Origin of the sequence: Bradyrhizobium sp. 149 (genome assembly GCF_023073915.1) — a bacterium.
GTDB lineage: Bacteria > Pseudomonadota > Alphaproteobacteria > Rhizobiales > Xanthobacteraceae > Bradyrhizobium.
This window is the reverse complement of record NZ_JADPKK010000023.1, coordinates 765228-783827: the sequence shown is the minus strand read 5'-3', so window position 1 is coordinate 783827 and position 18600 is coordinate 765228. Positions and strand designations below refer to the sequence as shown.

Sequence of the window (18600 nt, the reverse complement as noted above, 5' to 3'; positions counted from 1 at the left end):
CCGCCTGGCGAACAGTACCGATCATTAGCAAGCTGTCGCCCCACAGTCCGTCATTGCGAGCGCAGCGAAGCAATCCAGAATCTCTCCGCGGAGGGACTTTGGATTGCTTCGTCGCAAGAGCTCCTCGAAATGACGGAGGGAGCCGGCCGCATCCTACGACAACCGCATATCCAGCAGCCGCCGTCCTTCGCCCTTCAGCAGCTTCTTCACCGCGCTCGACGCCACGACCTCGCCGTCATTGGCGTAGGCTTCGTGGTTCTTCTCGATGTCGTCGAGGCGGTAGAGGTAGTTGACCATCACGCCGGCGGACTCGCGGACGCCCTTCGGCGAGAGATCGCCGAGCCAGTTGACGCGCTCGAGGCGGGCGCCGTTGCCGAGATGGAAACGCGCGACGGAGTCGATCAGCTTGCCTTTCGGCGTGCGCGCCTTGAGGAAGTAGTGCGCCGCCAGCGGCTCGATCACGCCACGCAGCAGCGCTGTCGTCTCGGGCTGCTCGAACCATTTCGGATCGTCGAGACGCTTCAGCACCTCGCGGTCCTCGTCCGACAGCGGCAAATCCTTGTCCTGCTTTATCCATTGCATGAAGCCGGGCACCGGCGACAGCGTCACGAAGTTGTCGAGTTTGGGCAATTCGCGGCGCAGCTCCTCGACCACCTGCTTGATCAGGAAGCTGCCGAAGGAGATGCCGCCGAGACCGCGCTGGGTGTTGGAGATCGAGTAGAACACGGCGGTGCGCGCGCGCTCGATCGGGACGGATGGGCGATCGACTGCGAGCAGCGGCGCAATCGCGCCGGGGATCGTCTCGGTCAGCGCCACCTCGACGAAGATCAAGGGCTCGTCGACCATCGCGGGATGGAAGAACGCGTAGCAGCGGCGGTCGACCGGATCGATGCGGCGGCGCAGATCGTCCCAGTCGCTGATCTCGTGCACGGCTTCGTAACGGATGATCTTTTCGAGGATATTGGCCGGGGTCGACCAGTCGATCCTGCGCAGCACGAGAAACCCCCTGTTGAACCACGAAGAGAGAAGATGCGAGACGTCACGATCGAGTGCGGCGAGATCGGCGTGCCCGTTCATCATGTCGAGCAGATCGGCGCGCATGTTGACGAGATCGCCGGTGCCGCCCGGTGCGCGGTTGAGGCGGCGGATCAGCTCCTGCCGGCGCGGCTCGGAGGCGAAATGAAGGGCGCTGGCATCCTCGTCGGCCGGCTTGGCACGCCATGTCTCGATCGCCCTGGACAGGCGTTCCCGATCCGGGCCGAAATCGCGCACCAGGGCTTCGAAGAAGGCGCGGCGTCCCGCCGCATCCAACTCCTGGTAGATGTCGAGCACCTCACGCGCCATGGCGGTGCCGGAAGCTTCGCCCCGGCCCGAGAGCAGCGCGCCGCAGAGCTCGATCAGCCCGTCGGCATCCTGCTTGGTGTCGGCCGAATCCCCGCGGCGAAGCAGCGTGCGGCCGCGCTCGGAGATGGTGGTGAGCAGGTCGGAGAAGAAGGCGTTGGCCATCTGGGCTTTCGTGTCAGGTTTGTGCGGTGCGGCAAGCTTACAATGGATTTAAGTGGAATCCGATCACAATCAAGCGCGGGAATGGGGCAAGTTTAGCCGGGCCATGCATCTCAGGAACGCCGTCATGCCGCCGGCTCGACCGTGTATAGAGCCTTTCGAGAATGAAGCGGCCGCCTCACACGCCGTCATTGCGAGCGCAGCGAAGCAATCCAGACTGTTGCCGCGGAAAGATTCTGGATTGCTTCGCTGCGCTCGCAATGACGAGGCCGGCCATCACCCTTTCCCCGCAAACTGCGTTGGCGTCCGTCCCGTCACCTGACGGAACGCGGCCGAGAACGCCGGCACGCTGGCATAGCCGAGCTGGGTCGCGAGCTGCTTCACCGACACATTGCCATCCGTGGACAAGCGCTGGATCGCCGCCGCAATTCTTGCGCGCTGGCACCAGCTCTTGAAGCTCAGCTGCGTCTCTGTCGAAAACAGCCGCGACAGCGTGCGCGCGGAGGTTCCGACCTCGCGCGCCAGCGCGTCGATGTCGTGCAGGCCGGTGGGATCGTCGAGCACGATCATGGCCGCGCGCCGGCAGCGCGGCTCGTGCGGCAGCGGCACGAAGGTCGCGGAATCCTCGGCCTGGACCAATTCCAGCATCACCAGGCGAACCAGCAGATCGGTTCGCTCCTCGGTATTGCGGGCGTCGAACAATGCGAGGATCGCCTGATTCAGCAGCGGCGACACCCGCACCACGAATTCCTTGGTCAGTCCCTCATGGCGCTGCTCGCGTTTCAGCCAGGACAGGTCGAAATAGAGCGTGCGCATCTCGATGTCGGCGAGCAGGTCGATGGCGTGTTCGAGCCCGGCCGGGACCCATACCGCCCGGTCCGGAGGCACCAGCCAGCGCCCGCCGGGCGTCGTCACCTGCATGGTGCCCTTGGCGGCATAGATCAGCTGTGCCTCGCGGTGCATATGCGGATCGATCCGCATGCCCTTGGGATAATCGCGGGCGACCAGGTGAACGCCCGCGGGCGAGCGGTGGTTGCTTCGGACCGCTCGGAGGATTGGCGTCTCGACGACAGTCATTGGCAGCATCCCGTCATGGGTCCGACATATAACTCATTTCCGAGCAGGAGAGGATTCGCATGAACAGCCCCAGCCGGGTGATCAGCTTCGTCAACGCAGGCCATTTCATCGACCATTATGCGATGCTGATCTTCGCCGCCGCCGTGATCATCATGGGGCCGGCGCTCGGCATGGCCTATTCGGAACTCCTGCCCTACGCGACACCAGGCTTCGTCGCCTTCGGCGCGGGCTCGCTGCTCACCGGCTGGCTCGGCGACCGCTGGAGCCGCCGCCACATGATGCTGATCTTCTTCGTCGGCATCGGCGCCTCCATGATCTCGGTCGGCTTCGTGCAGACCCCGGCGCAGCTCGGCACCGCGCTGTTCGCGATCGGCATTTTCGCCTCGATCTATCATCCCGTCGGCACCGCGATGATCGTGTCTTACGCGGACAAGCTCGGCCGCGAGATGGGGTTGAACGGCGTCTGGGGCAATCTCGGCGTCGCCTCGTCGGCGCTGGTCTCCGGCGTGATCGGCCAATATCTCGGCTGGCGTTTTGCCTTCATCGTCCCGGGCATCGTCACCATCCTGATCGGCATCGCGTTCGCTATGATGGTCGTGCACGAGGACCGCAAGGGCTCGAAGCAGGCGGCGGCGCAGGCGCGCGTGGCCAAGCAGGACATGTGGCGCGTGATCCTGTCGCTGCTGATCGTGGTGATCGCGATTTCCACCACGTTCAATGCCGTCACCGTCGCGCTGCCAAAACTGTTTGCCGAGCGGCTTGCCGATCTCACCAAAAGCCCGGCGCTGCTTGGCGTCATCGCCGCTTGCGTCTACGTGTTCGGCGCGATGACGCAGTACACGATCGGGCGGCTGCTCGACAGCTATTCGCTGAAGACCGTGGCGCTGCCGCTGTCCTTCATGCTGGCGCCGTTCCTGTATCTCGCCGCGAGCCTGTCCAATTTGCCGCTGATCCTGGTCTCGATCGGTATCGTCATGGGCGCGTTCGGGCAGGTCACGGTCAACGACGCCATGGTCGGTAAATACACCAGCGAGGAATGGCGCTCGCGCGCCTATGCCGTGCGCTATTTCATCGGCTTCACCGCCGCCGGTGCCTCGGTCGGCCTGGTCGCCTGGCTCTACGAGCAGGGCGGCTTCGTCACCATGCTGCACGCCTTCGCAGCACTCTGTCTGCTCGCGATCGCAGCGGCGATCATTCTCCCGCGCGAGATCAGGACGCCGCACGCGGTTTGAGGGGAGTCGCGCTTCTCCTTCGTCATTGCAAGCGAAGCGAAGCAATCCAGAATCCTTTTTGCGGAGGGACTCTGGATTGCTTCGCTGCGCTCGCAATGACAGGGAGGGCACCGCGGCACGTCACGCATGCCACCCGATGATGCCACTATGCAGGTGTTTTGCCCGACGGTGCAAGCCGTTTCGGCAAGGCCGAAATTTCCCAAGCTTCTCAATCCCATCTCTACTGTGCATGGGGTTGTTTTCGCGCTTTTAGGTCTTCACCTCCGCCACTGCCTTCGGCGTCTTCTTCGACGCACGCCAGTTCTCGAAGCGCTGCACCACCACGAAGAACGCCGGCACGAACAGCACCGCGAGGCAGGTCGAGGCCAGCATGCCCGAGAATACCGTGATGCCGATCGACTTGCGCGCGCTGGCGCCGGCGCCGGTCGCGATCACCAGCGGCACCACGCCGAGGATGAAGGCGAACGACGTCATCAGGATCGGGCGGAAGCGGGCGCGCGCAGCTTCGATCGCGGATTCCAGCACCGGCTTGCCCTCGCGGCCGTGCAGCTCGAGCCCGACCTCGACGATCAGGATGGCGTTCTTGGCCGACAGCGCGATCAGGAGGATCAGGCCGATCTGGCAGTAGAGATTGTTGTCGATCTTGAGGCCGTTGAGGATCAGCATCGGCCCGAGCAGCGAGAGCGGCACAGCCAGGATCACCGAGATCGGCGCATACCAGCTCTCGTACTGGCCGGCGAGCACGAGATAGACCAGCAGCATGGCGAGCCCGAACACCCAGTAGATCTGGTTGGAGACCGCCTTCTCCTGATAGGACATCGCGGTCCATTCGTAGCCGGTGCCCGGCGGCAGCGTCTTGTCCGCGATCTCCTCCATCAGCTTCAGCGACTGGCCGGAGGAGTAGCCCTGCGCCGGCAGGCCGATGACGGTCGAGGACGGATAGAGATTGTAGAGGCTGATCAGTGACGGGCCGGTGGCCGGCGTGATCGTGGCGACGGTGCCGATCGGGATCATGTCGCCGTTCGAGTTGCGCACCATCATGTTGGCGATGTCGCGCTCGGTGACGCGGAAGGCGGGATCGGCTTGCGTGTAGACCTGGAACACGCGGCCGAACTTGTTGAACTGGTTGACATAGGACGAGCCGAGATAGGTCGATAGGGCCGCGAACACCTGGTCCGTCGTGACGTGCAGGGTCTGGGTCTTGATGCGGTCGATCTCGACGCTGAATTGCGGCACCGAGGAGCGGAACGAGGACTGGACGCGCTGCAGCGCGCTCTGGCTCTGGCCGTTGCTGACCATCGCACCCGTGATGGCCTGGAGCTTCGCGAAATCGCTGTTGCCGTCGCGCAGCTCGACCTGCATCGAGAAGCCGGCCGCGTTGCCGATGCCCTGGATCGGCGGCGGCGGCAGCACCAGCGTGCGCGCTTCCATGATGGCCGCGAGCTTGTCGTTCAGCCCGTAGACCAGCGAGCGCAGATCCTCGCCCGGTCCTTTGCGCGCGTCCCAGTCCTTCAGGATGATGTAGGCGACGCCGGCATTGGCAAGGCTGGCGCTGTTGTCGAGCGCAGAGATGCCGGCGATGGTGATGACCTGCTGGACTCCGGGCGTGTCCTTGATCAGTTCGGCCGCTCTGTCGAGCACCTTCTGGGTCCGCTCCAGCGCGGCGCCGTCGGGCAGTTGCACGGCGGCGATCAGATAGCCCTGGTCCTCGATCGGCAGGAAGCCGGTCGGCACCCGCGACAGGCCGTAGCCGCCGACCCCGATCAGCACCAGCGCGAATGCGACCGAGATCGTGCTGTTCCTGCACAGCACGCCGATGAGCCGCGTGTAACCACGCTCGACGCGGTCATAGACCGCGTTGAAGCCCCGGTAGAAAAAATTGCGCTGCGCGGGCGGTACGGTCGGCCGCAGCCGGAGCGCACATTGCGTCGGCTTCAGCGTCGCCGCGTTGATGGCGGACAAAAGTGCGGTTGCCGCGATCACCAGTGCGAATTGCGAATAGATCCGCCCCGTGAGGCCTGCGAGGAACGAGGCCGGCAAGAACACCGAGATCAGCACCAGCGTGATGCCGACGATCGGCGCGAACAGCTGGTCCATCGCCTTGATCGCGGCGTCGTGGCCGTTCATGCCCTGCTCGAGGTTGTGCGCGGCGCCTTCGACCACGACGATGGCGTCGTCGACGACGATGCCGATCGCAAGCACGATCGCGAACAAGGTGGACATGTTGATGGTGAAACCGAGCGCGGCCATGGCGGCGAAGGCGCCGATGATGGTGACCGGCACCGTGGTTGCCGGCACCAGCATCGCGCGCCAGTCCTGCAGGAAAACGAGGATCACGACCAGCACCAGGAGGCCGGCCTCGATCAGGGTCATGTAGACCTCGTGCACCGAGGCTTGCACGAATTTGGTGGTGTCGAACGGCGTGTCGTACGTCATGCCTTTCGGGAAGGCCTTTGCGAGCTCCGCCATCTTCTTCTCGACCGCCTGCTCGACCTGGAGCGCATTGGCGCCGGGCGACTGGAACACGCCGATGCCGGTGGCCGGCTGCTTGTTCAGCGAGAAGATCTGGCTATAGGTCTGCGCGCCGAGCTCGACCCAGCCGACGTCGCGCACCCGCGTGACGTCGCCGCTGGTGCCCGATTTGACGATGATGTTCTCGAACTCGGCGGTGTCGTCGAGCCTGCCGTTGACGTTGAGGGTGTACTGGAACGCCTGTCCAGACGGTGTCGGCGGTGCGCCGACTTGGCCGGCCGAGACCTGCTGGCTCTGCTGCTGGATCGCCTGGATGACGTCCTGCGGTATCAGGCCACGGACCTGCAGCTTGCTTGGATCGAGCCACACCCGCATCGAATACTGGCCGGCGCCGAATACGGTGACGTTGCCGACGCCGGGCAGGCGCGAGAGTTCGTCGCGGAGGTTGATGGTGGCGTAGTTGCTGAGATAAAGGCTGTCGAACGTCTTGTCGGGCGAGGTCAGCGTCACGAACAGCAGGATCGAGGTCGATTTCTTCTGGACGGTGACGCCCTGGTTCTGCACGGACGACGGCAGTTGCGACAGCGCGCTGGAGACGCGGTTCTGCACCAGCACCTGAGCGAAGTTGAGGTCGGTGCCGATCTTGAACGTCACCGTCAGCGTATAGGTGCCGTCGGAGCCGCTGTAGGACTGCATATAGAGCATGTCCTCGACGCCGTTGACCTGCTGCTCGATCGGCAGTGCCACGGTGTCGATCACGGTCTTGGCGCTGGCGCCGGGGTAGCGTGTGGTGACCTGCACGGTCGGCGGCACCACGTCGGGATATTGCGCGATCGCGAGGTTGAACAGCGCGACACCGCCGATCAGGATCATCAGCAGGGCGATGACGTTCGAGAGGACCGGCCGCTCGATGAAGAATTTTGAGATCATGGCCGGCGCTCCTGCTTGCAGATCTTACTTGGCAGACGCCTGCGGCTGCTCGATCTTCGTCACCTGCGGGTCGATCTTTTGGCCCGGAATTACCCGCAGCAGCCCTGCGATCACCACGCGGTCGTCCGGCTTCAAGCCGCTTTCGATCACGCGCAGGCCGTTGTCGACGGGACCGATCTGCACCTTGCGCTGCTCGACAATGTTGTCGCCGTTGATGACGAGGAGATAGCGGCCGCCCTGGTCGCTGCCGAGCGCGGTGTCGGGGACGAGCAGGGCGTCCTTCTCCTGGGTGAAGGGCACGCGGAGGCGGACGAAATAGCCGGGCAGCAGCACCCGCTTGTCGTTGGGCACGAGGCCGCGCACCGCGAGCGTGCCGGTCGACTGGGTGAGGGTCGGCGCGACATAGTCGAGATGCCCCTCATGCGGATAGCCGGGCTCGGTCTGCAGGCCGACTTGAATCGGAAATTGCTTGAGGTCGGAGGCGGTCAGCCCGCGGCGGGCGGCTTCGGCGCGGATGCGCAAGACGTCCTGCTCGTTGACGGTGAAGTTCACATAGATCGGGTCCATCGCGACGATGGAGGCGAGTTGGGTCGGGGAGGCGACGCCGACGAGCTCGCCGATCGAGACCATATGCGCGCTGACCACGCCGTCAAACGGTGCGCTCACCTTGGTGTAGCCGTAATTGACTTCGGCGAGGCGGGTATTGGCCTGGGCCTGCTGGAGATTGGCCTGCGCGTTATCACGCGTCGATGTCGAGGTGTCGAGCGTGGCTTGCGAGACGGCCTGGCGCTGCACCAGCTCGGTCTGCCGTTTGAAGTCGGCTTCCGCTTGCCGGAGCGAGGCTTGCGCGCCGGCCTCGGCGGCTTGCGCCTGATCGAGCTTGAGCTTGTAGGTCTCGGGCTCGATCGTGAACAGCTGGGTGCCCTGTTTGACGAACGTGCCGTCCTGGTAATCGATCGATTGCAGGAATCCCTGCACGCGCGCGACGAGATCGACATTCTTGATCGGCGCGGTATTGCCGGTGGCCTCGACATAGCGGTTCACCGGGCGCTGCACGGGCGCGGCGACGTCCACCTTGGACGGCGGCGGGGCGACGAAAATGTTCTTGTCCTCGCAGCCGGTGAGCGCGGCCACGGCGATCGCGGCGGCCATTGCCCGCCCGACATGTCTCCACGCTCCGTTGCGCCGTGCGGGATTCGCGCAGGTCATTCGGTGGTCCCCGGTTGCTGTCTGTCGGGGCGGGAGGCTACCAACAAATGACCGACCGTGGAACACCATAGCCATGGCGGTCATCGGGTGACAGTAATGGGCCTTGCACTGCAGACCGCGCTGTGGCCCTTGGCAGTTCTGCTATGACAAACCGCTTTTCATTGCGCGCACGATCGACCAGAATTATCTCAAAGGCCGAGCGGCGGCGCGCGGAGCGGTCGGGACGCACAAGAGAAGAAGAGAAGAATAAAAGAAGAAAAGGTCAGGAGATCATGACATGCCCACGTCTCTCCAATCGGTCCTTGAGTCTGTCCTTGCCGGCCTCGTTCTCGCAATGGCCGTTGCCATGCCCGCGCTAGCCGACGGTCTGAAGGACGACATCGCACCGACCGGCAAGCTGCGGGTCGCGATCGCGATCAGCCCGGCGGGCGGCGCGTTCTGGTCCACCAAGACCGAGGCCGGTTATGCCGGCGTGCCGGTCGATCTCGGCAGGGAGATGGCCGCCCAGCTCGGCGTGCCCGTCGAATATGTCGTGCACCAGAATTCCGGGCAGATCACGGATGCTGCGTCGAAAGGCAGTTGGGACGTCACCTGGCTGCCAAAAGATCGCGAGCGCGAGACCAAAATGATGTTCGGTCCAATCTACGAGGTCGCGGACGCCACCTACATCGTCAAGGCCGGTTCGAGCGTCACCAATTTCGCTACGCTGGATCAGCCCGGCATCAAGGTTGCGGCCGTCAACGCCACGACGACCATGCGCGGCGCGGCCGCGCATCTGAAGAATGCGAAAGTCACGGGCTACCAGACCTATGACGAGATCTTCGGCCTCCTCAGCAGCGGCCAGATCGACGCCTTCGCACTGTCGCGCGACCAGCTCAACAAGATGGCGCAGAAGATCCCGGGCACGCGAGTGCTGGATGAGACGTTCAAGAAGACGGTGACCGCAGTCGCCGTGCCGCTCGGCCACAGCCAGGCTCTGGCGTTCGTGACCAAATTCATGACGGAAGCGACGACCAACGGCACGCTGCGCAAGGCCTATGACAATAACGGCCTGAAGGAGTCGGCGATAAGGACGGAGTAAAGGCGGCGGCGCCTCGATGAGAAAAGAGATCGAAATTCGCGCCTTCGCGTCGTCCGATGCTGCTGCAGTGCGCGAGCTGTTCATCCGGCTGAATCGTCTATTGGCGCCAGCGCATATGGCGGAGGCGTTCGAACGCTACATCGTCCACTCGCTTGCCGAAGAGATTGATCGGATTGCCGATTATTATGCGAGTCGGAACGGCGGATTCTGGGTCGCCGTCGTCGACGACGAGATCGTCGGCATGTTTGGTCTGGAGGCCTCAGGCGCGCAGGCGATGGAGTTGCGGCGCATGTATGTCGCTCCCGGCTTGCGGCGCCGGGGAATTGCGCGAAAGATGCTGGCATTCGCGGAGGATGAATGCCGCCGACGCAATCGGCGGCGACTGCAGCTGAGTACGTCGGAACTTCAGAAGGAGGCGCTGGCGCTGTATCGAAACGCGGGATACCGAAGCATACGCGAAGAGATTGCCGATGCCGCCAGCAACAAGACCGTAGGCGGCGGCATTCGTCGCTACCATTTCACCAAGCAGCTTTGACAGCCCTTCCGAACCCGTGGTGGGGCAGAATCCATGTCGCCACGGACGGTAGGATCTTGTGCGAGACGCTGACGGACGGCTACAAGCCGGAGAACCCGCGCCCCTTGCCCGTGTGCCAGGCGGCGAGCAACCAGCTCCTCAGCGCGGCTTGATCTCCGCGTATTTCGCCATCGCCTTCTCGAATTTCCGCTTGAACAGCCACATCGCGCCAAGGATTTCCCGGAAGCTTGCCGAGGTGCGTGCCCGGTCGGCCTGTCCGAATGCGAAGATGCTGTTGTTGCGCAAGTGCTTCATGATCGTCGGGCTGGACACCCGGTAGTTCAGGAGATCGCCGGACTTGAGCGCCGACCGCGTTGGCGTGGGAATGATCTGGATCAGCTCGAACAGCTTCATCTGGTCGATTGGATCGGGCAGCGTCTTCACGATTGCCGGGATCTCCCGGAAAACATCCGCATGCGCGTTCATCAGGCCATCGCGCACGTTGGTCCAGTGATTGAAGCGATAATCGGTGCCGCGGGCGCGCGCCTCCTCTTTGTCGTCGCGCGCGCTCAGTTCGGGGTCGGCTGCCGCGATCTCTGCCTTGATGGCGTCCCATTTCCTGCGGCCGTTGCGGTCTTCGGACGGGCCGGTCTGGAAGCTGCCCATATAGGTGTTCGAGCGCCCGTTGCGGACGTTCTGCTTGCCGTTGGTCTCGGCGAAGAACAGCCCGAGGCTGATCCGGCCCGCGGCTTCGGCGTAAGCCGGCGCAAGCCCCTTGGCGCGCGCGATGGCGACCGTGAGATCGACCACGTCCTTGAACGGTGTCGCCGAGTTCTGCGCGCCGGCCGGTGGCGCCTCCATGATCTCGAAGAGCTTTCAATATTCGTCGACCAGCGGCTCGATGTCGGCATCGAAATAAGCCGGAGGAATCTCGAACTTGTTGGGCCTGCCGATCCGAGACGGCATGGCGTCGGTGAGGTCCTTGTAAGCACTGATCACGGCGACGCGTGCCAGATACAGCGCCTGTCCCGGCAGGTTCGGCAGCGGCTGCTTGGCGTCGATCTGGCGGCGCCGCTCGGCAAGGATGGATTTGAAATCGGCGAGCGCACGCTCGTAGGAAGCAAGCGCTTCCGCTTGCCTGCTCGTGAGCGTTTGCGCCTGGCTCGGGACGAAGGTCGCAAGGACCAGCCCAAGCGCCGCGATGGTGGCGAGGAGGTGACGTCGTGCAGGCATGGCCGGTTCCCCGAACGATTCGAAAGGTCAGGGGGATCGTAGCCTAGTCGTTGGCTTCGGGCGGCAGGAAGTCGACCTCGTGCAGCGCTGAGATGCGCACGACCTCGGCCGGGTCGGTCAGGTCATGGAGCTGGTTGAACAGCGCCTCCAGCTTCTGCATCGGCGAGACCCAGAACAATGCGCGGGCCGGCTTGTCGGATTTGTTGAAATAGCCGTGCGGGATGCCGCGCGGCAGGCGCACGAGGTCGCCGGCATGGGCCTTAACCCATTGGCCATCGAGCTTGAGGTCGAGCGTGCCTTCCTGCACCAGGATGAATTCGTCCTGGGTCGGATGGATGTGCACCGGCACGAACTGGCCGGGGTCGCTGTTGGTCTCGAACGCGAAGGTGGACTCGGTGACGGCCTTGGGGAAATAGACCTGGCCCAGGATGTTCCAGGTCTTGCGGCCATAGCCCGTGCCGTTCGCGGTGATGCCTTTTTCGAGTGACGTCATGGCTTGCCTCCACTGGAATTTGGCTGGGATGAGTTTTGCGCAGGGATCGCGCGCTGTCCATCCGTTCCACTGCACTAACGCCGGTCGCGTTCAGCCGCGCCCTGCCGAGGAGCGATTTGTCGTGGCGCCGGGTGGCGGACCCTTCAACCTGCCGGCGAATCGGTCTGGCGCAGCGTCGTCACCCAGATCACGCGCGCCGTCTGCTGGGTGGGGTTGTCGAACATGTGCGGCACGATGCTCGGAAAGCGAAAGCTGTCGCCGGCCTCGAGCAGATGGGCCTGGTTATCGAGCCACAGCCGCAGGCTGCCGGAGAGGATATAGCCCGCCTTCTCGCCGGTGTGCTGCAGGAAGTCGGTGCCGGACGAGGCACCGGGATTGAGCGTGAGCTCGTAGAGTTCGAGCTGGCCTTTGTCGGCCGGCGTCAGCGCTTCCTTGACGACGCCGCTGGCGGTGAGCCGCAGCAGGCGCCGGCTGTTCTTGCGCACGATGTAGCGCTGCACGTCGGCGGGATCGGTGGTCTCGAAGAAATAGGAGATGGGAACGTCGAGCGCGATGCTGAGCAGGCGTAGCGTGCGTATCGACGGCATGGCGCGCGCGCGTTCGAGCTGGCTGATCATGCCGTTGGAGAGGCCGGTCTTGTTGGCGACGTCCTGGATCGAGAAGCCCGCACGCTGACGCAGCAGCCGCACGGTTTCGCCGAGGCGCTGGTCGATCGCATCATCGGCCTCGATCGCCGGGGCGTCCTTCGGACTGTTCGTGTCGCCGCGACCATCCATGTCGCTCTCCCATGCATCATCTCAACCCGGACAAGGCGGCCCCGGGGCTTCAGTCGGTGTGAAATGGTCGCGCATCCTAGCAATCCGATTGACAGCTGTATTTAGTCGTGATGAACTTTTGATAGAAAAATTTAGAAGCACTAAAGCCCACTCCTGTCCCTTTGCCGGGGATCTCGGGGCGCGGGAGCCGGTGCCGCGTGCGACAACGGAGAGTGGTCATGGCAGACGACACCGGCGGGTTCGGCGTTGGGGCACTGCATCTCGGCATTCCGAATCGCCGTCAGCTCTTCCAGCTCGGTGCAGGCGCCGCGGCGGGATGGACGCTTTCAGGCAACGCATTTGCGCAGACCGAACGCCCGACCAATCCGCCGGACAAGCCGCGCGGGCAAGTGATCGCGGCGCTCTCGCAGGAGCCGACGGTCTTTCATCCCTTGATGCCGGGCATCGAGGTCGATCAGGGCATCTGGTGGCAGGTGTTCTCGCCGCTCTGGTTCATCGATCCCGACGGCAAGTTCGTTCCCGACCTCGCCCGCGAAGTCCCGACCATTGAGAATGGCGGCCTGTCGGCCGACGGCCTGACTTGGAAGATCAAGCTCCGCAGCGACGTGAAATGGCACGACGGCACGCCGTTCACGGCCGAGGATGTAAAGTTCTCGCTTGAGCTGATCAACAATCCCGACTTCCGCGCACGCAGCCGCGTCGGCCATAGCCTCGTGAAGGACATCAAGGTCGTCGCGCCCGACGAGATCCATTGGCGGATGGAAACGGCCTATTCGCCCTATGTGTCGATCCTGGCGGCGCTGACCTTCATCGTGCCCAAGCACATCCTTGAGAAGGTGACCGATCCGAACGCCTCGCCATTTCACAATGCGCCTGTCGGCACCGGGCCGTTCCGCTGGGGCGAGCGCGTGCCCGGCGACCACATTCAATTGAATGCCCATACCGGCTACCACGGCAAGGGACCTTACGTTGAGCGGGTGGTGTTCAAGTACATCCCGGACCTCACCGTCCTCTACACCCAGTTCCGCACCGGCCAGGTCGATTACACCGGCCTGCAAGGCATTTTGCCGAACTTCGTGCAGGAGGCGAAGACGCTGAAGGGGCGCAAGATCTTCGTCTCCTCGACGTCCTCGGTCGAGCACATTGCGCCCAATCTGGAGTTTGGTGCCTTCACCGATCGCACTGTACGTGAGGCGCTGTATCTAGCGATCAACAAGCAGGCGATCATCGATGCGCTGAATTACGGCTTGCCAACGCAGACCGAGAGCTTTGTGCCGCAGCAGGCCTGGTCGTTCCAGCAGGGCCTGCCGCAACACAAATATGATCCGGCCAAGGCCAATGCACTGCTCGATGCCGCCGGATGGGTTCGCGGTGCGGGCGGCGTGCGCGAGAAGGGCGGCGTCAAGCTCGAGTTCACCAACTCGACGACATCTGGCAACGCCGTGCGCGAGCAGACCCAGCAACTCCTGGTCCAGGATTGGCGTGCGATCGGTGCGGCGATGCGCGTCAACAACATGCCGGCCGCGGTGATCTGGGGCGACTTCTGGCAGCAGTCGAAGTTCAACTCGGTGATCGTGGGGGTGAACTTCATGCTGGGCAGCGATCCCGATGTGACGCCGCGCTTCGGCTCCGGCGCCATTCCTGCCAAGGGCGGCCGCGGCTACAACACCTATCAGTATCGCAGCCCGGAGGCGGATCGGCTTCTCGCCGAAGGCGCCAGGCAGTTCGACCTGGCGCAGCGCAAGACCACCTATGGCGATCTGCAAAAGCTCATCCGCAACGACCTCGCGATCCTGCCGCTGTTCCAGGGCTTCATCGCCGAAGGCGTGAAGGAAGGGCTCCAGGGTTTCCGCCCCAACATCAACATGTCGATCAACTGCTGGAACATCCGCGAATGGTATTGGGCCTGATGTCTCGGGTGCGCGAGATCATCTGAGATGGCCCGTTACGTCGCCAATCGCCTGGCGCAGGCGGTCATGTTGTTGGTGATCGTGTCCGCGATCGGCTTCGCCATCCTGCATCTGGCGCCGGGCGGCCCGCTGTCGCAATTCGCGGCGTCCGCGCAGATGACGCAGGAGGACCTTGATCGCGTCACGCGGCAGCTCGGCCTCGATCGTCCGCTGCCGATCCAATATCTCGACTGGTTCGGCCGGATGCTGAGGGGCGATTGGGGCCGCTCGTATCGCGACGGCGAGGCCGTGCTGTCGGTGATCTCCTCGCATCTCGGCGCCACCCTGGAGCTGATGGCGACCGCGACGATCATCGCGGTGCTGCTCGGCTGCTGGATCGGCGTGCTCGGTGCGCTGCGCCGCTATTCGATATTCGACACGCTGGCGACCGTCGGTGCCATGATCGCGCTGTCGATCCCGACCTTCTGGTTCGGCCTCGTCACGATCTACGTGTTCTCGGTGAAGCTCGGCTGGCTGCCGGCCGGCAACCGGCAGACCGTCGGCGATGGCTCGCTGCTCGATCTGCTCCATCATCTCATTGCGCCGGCACTGGTGCTGGCGCTGGTCGAGACCGCGATGTGGGGCCGCTTCATGCGCTCCTCGATGCTAGAGGTCATCAACCAGGACTACATTCGCACCGCGCGTGCCAAGGGCATGCCGGAATGGCGCATTCTTACCGTTCACGCTTTGCGCAATGCGTTGCTGCCGATGATCACGGTGGCCGGCCTCCAGTTTCCGACGTTGCTCGGTGGTGCGCTGGTCGCCGAGACCGTGTTCACCTGGCCGGGCATGGGCCGGCTGTTCCTCGATTCCATCGGCTATCGCGACTACCCCGTGGTCATGGGCATTTTGATGTTCTCGGCGATGATGGTGCTGATCGGTTCGCTGCTCGCCGACATCCTCTATGCCGTCGTGGATCCGCGGATACGGGTGGGCTAGGCGATGACGAGCGCCGCCCTCTCGACCGTTCAGCTCGCGCCGGGCCAGGCAGCCTGGCGGCGCTTCCGCCGGCACCGGCTCGCGCTCGCGGGCGCCGTGACCATTCTGGTGCTCGTCCTCGGCTCGGCCTTTGGTCCCTATCTGCTGCCGTTCGACGACACCTATATCGACATCATGAAGCGGTTCGCACCGCCGCTGTCGGGCGGGCACATCCTCGGCACTGACGAGCTCGGCCGCGATGTGCTGGCGCGGCTGATGATGGGCGCGCGTGTCTCGCTGTCGATCGGCTTCGTCGCGATGGTGATAGCCATGGCGGTCGGCATCGCCGTCGGTGCCTTCGCCGGCTTCTATGGCGGCGTGGTCGGCGCGGTCCTGATGCGGCTCGTCGATGCCGTGCTGTGCTTTCCCACCATCTTCCTGCTGCTTGCGCTCGCGGCGCTCATCGAGCCCGGCTTCATCACCACCACCGTGCTCATCGCGGCGACCGCCTGGATGTGGGTGGCTCGCGTCGTCGAGGCCCAGGTGCGCTCACTGCGGGAACGCGAGTTTGCGGTTGCTGCCCTCGCATTCGGGTCTTCAAACCTGCGGATCATGTTCCGCGAGCTCGTACCCAATGCGGTTGCGCCGATCGTGGTGGCGGCGACGCTGAACGTCGCCAAGTCGATCCTGCTGGAATCCTATCTCAGCTATCTCGGCTACGGCATCCAGCCGCCCGCCGCGAGCCTGGGCAATATGCTCAACAACGCGCAGATCTATCTCACCAGCGCGCCCTGGCTTGCGATTGCGCCGGGCCTCGCGATCACGCTTGCCGTGACGAGCTTCAACTTCCTCGGCGACGGCCTGCGTGACGCGCTTGATCCGCGAATGAACATCCCGTGACGAGCATGATCTCGATCGAACTGAATATCTGGAGTGTCCCATGTCCCCGCCGCTCACCCGTATAAACAGCGACGAACGCGTGCCGGCGCAGGTGGACGTTGTCGTCATCGGCGGCGGCGTCATCGGCGTCTCGGCGGCCTATCATCTCGCGAAAAAGGGCCTCTCTGTCGCGCTGGTTGAGAAGGGCCATGTCGGCGGCGAGCAGTCGAGCCGCAATTGGGGCTGGTGCCGCCAGCAGGGCCGCGCGCGCGAGGAGATACCGCTGGCGCGCGAGGCGCTACGGCTCTGGGAGGACATGCAGAACGACGCCGGCGTCGATGCCGGCTTCCGCCGTACCGGCGTGCTGTTCCTGACCAAGAACAAGGACGAACTCGCCAACTGGGAGCGATGGGCCGCAACGGCGCGCGAGATGCAGGTGCACTCGACCGTTCTGACGCCGGCGGAAATCGCCGAGCGACTGCCCGGCAATTCCGAGACATGGGTCGGCGGCCTGCACACGCCGAGCGACGGGCGCGCCGAGCCGTCGATGGCCGTGCCCGCGCTCGCCACCGCCGCACGCAAGCATGGCGTCACCATTCATCAGGGCTGCGCCGCGCGTGGGCTAGAGACGCAGGGCGGACGGGTGAGCGCCGTCGTCACCGAGAAGGGCACCATTCGCACGCAATCGGTGCTGCTGTCCGGCGGAGCGTGGTCGTCGCTGTTCTGCCGTCGCCACGGCATCGAGCTGCCGATCGGCCTCGTCAACGCCACTGCATGCCGGACCACGCCGGGGCCGGAGATCACTTCCGGCGCGCTCGGCACCGACTTCTATTGCATCCGCCGCCGCCTCGACGGCGGCTTTACGCTGGCGCTGCGCAACCGCGGCACGGTCGAACTGTCGCCCGATCTGTTTCGCTACGCGCGGACCTTCTGGCCGACCTATCTGCATCGCAAGAATGGGTTGAAACTGTCGCTCGGCAAATCCTTCTTCGACCAGCTCATGCGCGGCACCAGTTGGAGCCTCGACAAGCCGTCGCCGTTCGAAACGGAGCGGGTGCGCGATCCCGCGCCTGACATGTCGCTGGTCAATGCGGCGCTGGCTTCGCTCATCAAATCGAACCCGGAGTTGAAGGACATCGAGATCGCGGAGGCCTGGGGCGGCACGATCGACTGCACGCCGGATACCATTCCGGTGATCTCGCCGGTTGACGCCTTGCCCGGCTTCTTCCTCGCCACCGGCTTCTCCGGCCACGGCTTCGGCATCGGTCCTGCGGCGGGCAAGCTCGCCGCCGACATCGTGACCGGCGCGACGCCGCTGGTCGATCCCGCGGCGTACAGCCACAAGCGCCTGATCGACGGCCGCCGGCTCGCGCCGGTCAGCCCGTTCTGAGAGTTTTGGCGGCATGACGATTCTCTACAAGGCCAACATGGCTCGCGGCGCTGAGTGGGCGGGCTTCTTCGCCGAGCGCGCGCCCGATATGCCGTTCCGGCTCTGGCCCGACATCGGCGATCCCGCCGACGTGCGCTATCTGGTGGCGTGGGTGCCGCCGGACGACATCGCGACCTTTCCCAATCTTGAGCTGGTCTTCTCGGTCGGTGCGGGCGTGGACCAGTTCGACGCGTCAAAACTTCCGCCGCACATTCCGCTCGTGCGCATGCTGGAGCCCCGCATCGCCGAGACCATGGTCGAATACGTCACCATGGCTGTGCTCGCCCTGCATCGCGACCTCCTGGACTTCATCAGCCAGCAGAAGGCGCAGGTCTGGTGCGAGATCCGGATCACGCCGGCGAAGCGGCGGCGGGTCGGCGTGATGGGTCTCGGCCAGCTCGGCCAGGCCGTGCTCGAACGCCTCAAGGCGTTCGGCTTTCCGCTCTCGGGCTGGAACCGGTCGCCGCGCGAGATCGAAGGCGTCACTTGCTATGCGGGCATGGAGACGTTGCCGGATTTCCTTGCGCAGACCGACATTCTCGTCTGCCTGTTGCCTCTGACCGATGAGACCCGCAGCATCCTGAATGCGGATCTGTTCGCGCACCTGCCCCGGGGCGCTTCCCTCGTCAACGTCGGGCGTGGCCCGCATCTGGTTGAAGCCGACTTTCTCGCGGCGCTCGACAGCGGTGCGCTGTCCGGCGCCGTCCTCGACGTCGCCGAACCGGAGCCGCTGCCCGCAGGCCATCCGTTCTGGAGCCACCCGCGCATCCTGGTTACGCCGCACAATGCCAGCATGACGTCGCCGGATACGGCGGTCGATTTCGTGCTCGACGTGATCGCACGTCACCGCAGCGGCGAGGATTTGCCGGGGCGGGTCGATCGTACGCGGGGCTATTAGGACATTG

14 protein-coding genes and 1 pseudogene are annotated in these 18600 nt (G+C 64.4%); 8 read left to right on the top strand and 7 right to left on the bottom strand.

Features of this window, described 5'->3' with window-relative positions; all coding sequences use genetic code 11:
• Positions 1-153: 153 nt before the first annotated feature.
• Together IVA88_RS31540 and IVA88_RS31535 are read right to left on the bottom strand one after the other, a co-directional pair.
• Positions 154-1506 carry a malonyl-CoA decarboxylase gene (locus IVA88_RS31540; RefSeq protein ID WP_247501076.1) on the bottom strand — a complete coding sequence of 451 codons (1353 nt, stop codon included), beginning with the start codon at positions 1504-1506 and terminating at the stop codon, positions 154-156.
• Positions 1507-1779: 273 nt separating this feature from the next.
• Positions 1780-2580, bottom strand: a complete 801-nt coding sequence (locus tag IVA88_RS31535) for a helix-turn-helix transcriptional regulator (protein ID WP_247501075.1) — start codon at positions 2578-2580, stop codon at positions 1780-1782.
• A 59-nt stretch (positions 2581-2639) separates the two neighbouring features.
• Here IVA88_RS31535 and IVA88_RS31530 point away from each other — a divergent pair, with 59 nt between their 5' ends.
• The gene (locus tag IVA88_RS31530; RefSeq protein WP_247501074.1) at positions 2640-3812 is read left to right on the top strand and encodes an MFS transporter; all 1173 of its coding nucleotides are present in this window, start codon (positions 2640-2642) and stop codon (positions 3810-3812) included.
• A gap of 249 nt (positions 3813-4061) precedes the next feature.
• On the opposite strand, the gene IVA88_RS31525 is transcribed toward IVA88_RS31530, so the two are convergent.
• Together IVA88_RS31525 and IVA88_RS31520 are read right to left on the bottom strand one after the other, a co-directional pair.
• Positions 4062-7214 carry an efflux RND transporter permease subunit gene (locus IVA88_RS31525; protein WP_247501073.1) on the bottom strand — a complete coding sequence of 1051 codons (3153 nt, stop codon included), beginning with the start codon at positions 7212-7214 and terminating at the stop codon, positions 4062-4064.
• A 24-nt stretch (positions 7215-7238) separates the two neighbouring features.
• A complete protein-coding gene (locus IVA88_RS31520) occupies positions 7239-8423 on the bottom strand; it encodes an efflux RND transporter periplasmic adaptor subunit (RefSeq protein WP_247501072.1) in 1185 nt (394 codons plus the stop codon).
• 277 nt (positions 8424-8700) lie between these two features.
• Here IVA88_RS31520 and IVA88_RS31515 point away from each other — a divergent pair, with 277 nt between their 5' ends.
• Positions 8701-9504 carry an ABC transporter substrate-binding protein gene (locus IVA88_RS31515; protein WP_247501071.1) on the top strand — a complete coding sequence of 268 codons (804 nt, stop codon included), beginning with the start codon at positions 8701-8703 and terminating at the stop codon, positions 9502-9504.
• A gap of 16 nt (positions 9505-9520) precedes the next feature.
• A complete protein-coding gene (locus tag IVA88_RS31510) occupies positions 9521-10039 on the top strand; it encodes a GNAT family N-acetyltransferase (RefSeq protein WP_247501070.1) in 519 nt (172 codons plus the stop codon).
• A gap of 138 nt (positions 10040-10177) precedes the next feature.
• Here the strand turns inward: IVA88_RS31510 and IVA88_RS31505 are convergent.
• The 3 genes and pseudogenes from IVA88_RS31505 to IVA88_RS31495 all read right to left on the bottom strand — a co-directional run bounded on the left by IVA88_RS31505 (position 10178) and on the right by IVA88_RS31495 (position 12520).
• Positions 10178-11251, bottom strand: a pseudogene (locus IVA88_RS31505) (hypothetical protein).
• A gap of 43 nt (positions 11252-11294) precedes the next feature.
• On the bottom strand, positions 11295-11744 hold the full coding sequence (locus tag IVA88_RS31500; RefSeq protein ID WP_247501069.1) for a cupin domain-containing protein: 450 nt from the start codon (positions 11742-11744) through the stop codon (positions 11295-11297).
• A 143-nt stretch (positions 11745-11887) separates the two neighbouring features.
• On the bottom strand, positions 11888-12520 hold the full coding sequence (locus tag IVA88_RS31495) for an XRE family transcriptional regulator (RefSeq protein WP_247501068.1): 633 nt from the start codon (positions 12518-12520) through the stop codon (positions 11888-11890).
• Between the two features lie 218 nt (positions 12521-12738).
• Between IVA88_RS31495 and IVA88_RS31490 the strand changes: the two genes are divergently transcribed.
• Genes IVA88_RS31490 through IVA88_RS31470 form a run of 5 tightly spaced genes read left to right on the top strand, consistent with a single transcriptional unit; the run spans position 12739 to position 18593 of the window.
• Positions 12739-14430 carry a peptide ABC transporter substrate-binding protein gene (locus tag IVA88_RS31490; RefSeq protein WP_247501067.1) on the top strand — a complete coding sequence of 564 codons (1692 nt, stop codon included), beginning with the start codon at positions 12739-12741 and terminating at the stop codon, positions 14428-14430.
• A 27-nt stretch (positions 14431-14457) separates the two neighbouring features.
• Positions 14458-15408, top strand: coding sequence for an ABC transporter permease (locus IVA88_RS31485; protein ID WP_247501066.1), 951 nt, complete (start codon positions 14458-14460; stop codon positions 15406-15408).
• A 3-nt stretch (positions 15409-15411) separates the two neighbouring features.
• On the top strand, positions 15412-16287 hold the full coding sequence (locus IVA88_RS31480; RefSeq protein ID WP_247501065.1) for an ABC transporter permease: 876 nt from the start codon (positions 15412-15414) through the stop codon (positions 16285-16287).
• A 40-nt stretch (positions 16288-16327) separates the two neighbouring features.
• Complete coding sequence (locus IVA88_RS31475) at positions 16328-17656, top strand: FAD-binding oxidoreductase (RefSeq protein WP_247501064.1); 1329 nt, start codon at positions 16328-16330, stop codon at positions 17654-17656.
• 13 nt (positions 17657-17669) lie between these two features.
• Positions 17670-18593 (top strand): glyoxylate/hydroxypyruvate reductase A, encoded by a 924-nt coding sequence (locus IVA88_RS31470; protein ID WP_247501063.1) that lies wholly within the window; start codon positions 17670-17672, stop codon positions 18591-18593.
• Positions 18594-18600: the final 7 nt, after the last annotated feature.

Coding starts and splice junctions, on each gene's coding strand:
- IVA88_RS31510 (WP_247501070.1), top strand. CDS start 9,521: ATGAGAAAAGAGATCGAAATTCGCGCCTTCGCGTCGTCCGATGCTGCT.
- IVA88_RS31515 (WP_247501071.1), top strand. CDS start 8,701: ATGCCCACGTCTCTCCAATCGGTCCTTGAGTCTGTCCTTGCCGGCCTC.
- IVA88_RS31490 (WP_247501067.1), top strand. CDS start 12,739: ATGGCAGACGACACCGGCGGGTTCGGCGTTGGGGCACTGCATCTCGGC.
- IVA88_RS31500 (WP_247501069.1), bottom strand. CDS start 11,744: ATGACGTCACTCGAAAAAGGCATCACCGCGAACGGCACGGGCTATGGC.
- IVA88_RS31470 (WP_247501063.1), top strand. CDS start 17,670: ATGACGATTCTCTACAAGGCCAACATGGCTCGCGGCGCTGAGTGGGCG.
- IVA88_RS31530 (WP_247501074.1), top strand. CDS start 2,640: ATGAACAGCCCCAGCCGGGTGATCAGCTTCGTCAACGCAGGCCATTTC.
- IVA88_RS31475 (WP_247501064.1), top strand. CDS start 16,328: ATGTCCCCGCCGCTCACCCGTATAAACAGCGACGAACGCGTGCCGGCG.
- IVA88_RS31540 (WP_247501076.1), bottom strand. CDS start 1,506: ATGGCCAACGCCTTCTTCTCCGACCTGCTCACCACCATCTCCGAGCGC.
- IVA88_RS31525 (WP_247501073.1), bottom strand. CDS start 7,214: ATGATCTCAAAATTCTTCATCGAGCGGCCGGTCCTCTCGAACGTCATC.
- IVA88_RS31520 (WP_247501072.1), bottom strand. CDS start 8,423: ATGACCTGCGCGAATCCCGCACGGCGCAACGGAGCGTGGAGACATGTC.
- IVA88_RS31485 (WP_247501066.1), top strand. CDS start 14,458: ATGGCCCGTTACGTCGCCAATCGCCTGGCGCAGGCGGTCATGTTGTTG.
- IVA88_RS31535 (WP_247501075.1), bottom strand. CDS start 2,580: ATGACTGTCGTCGAGACGCCAATCCTCCGAGCGGTCCGAAGCAACCAC.
- IVA88_RS31480 (WP_247501065.1), top strand. CDS start 15,412: ATGACGAGCGCCGCCCTCTCGACCGTTCAGCTCGCGCCGGGCCAGGCA.
- IVA88_RS31495 (WP_247501068.1), bottom strand. CDS start 12,520: ATGGATGGTCGCGGCGACACGAACAGTCCGAAGGACGCCCCGGCGATC.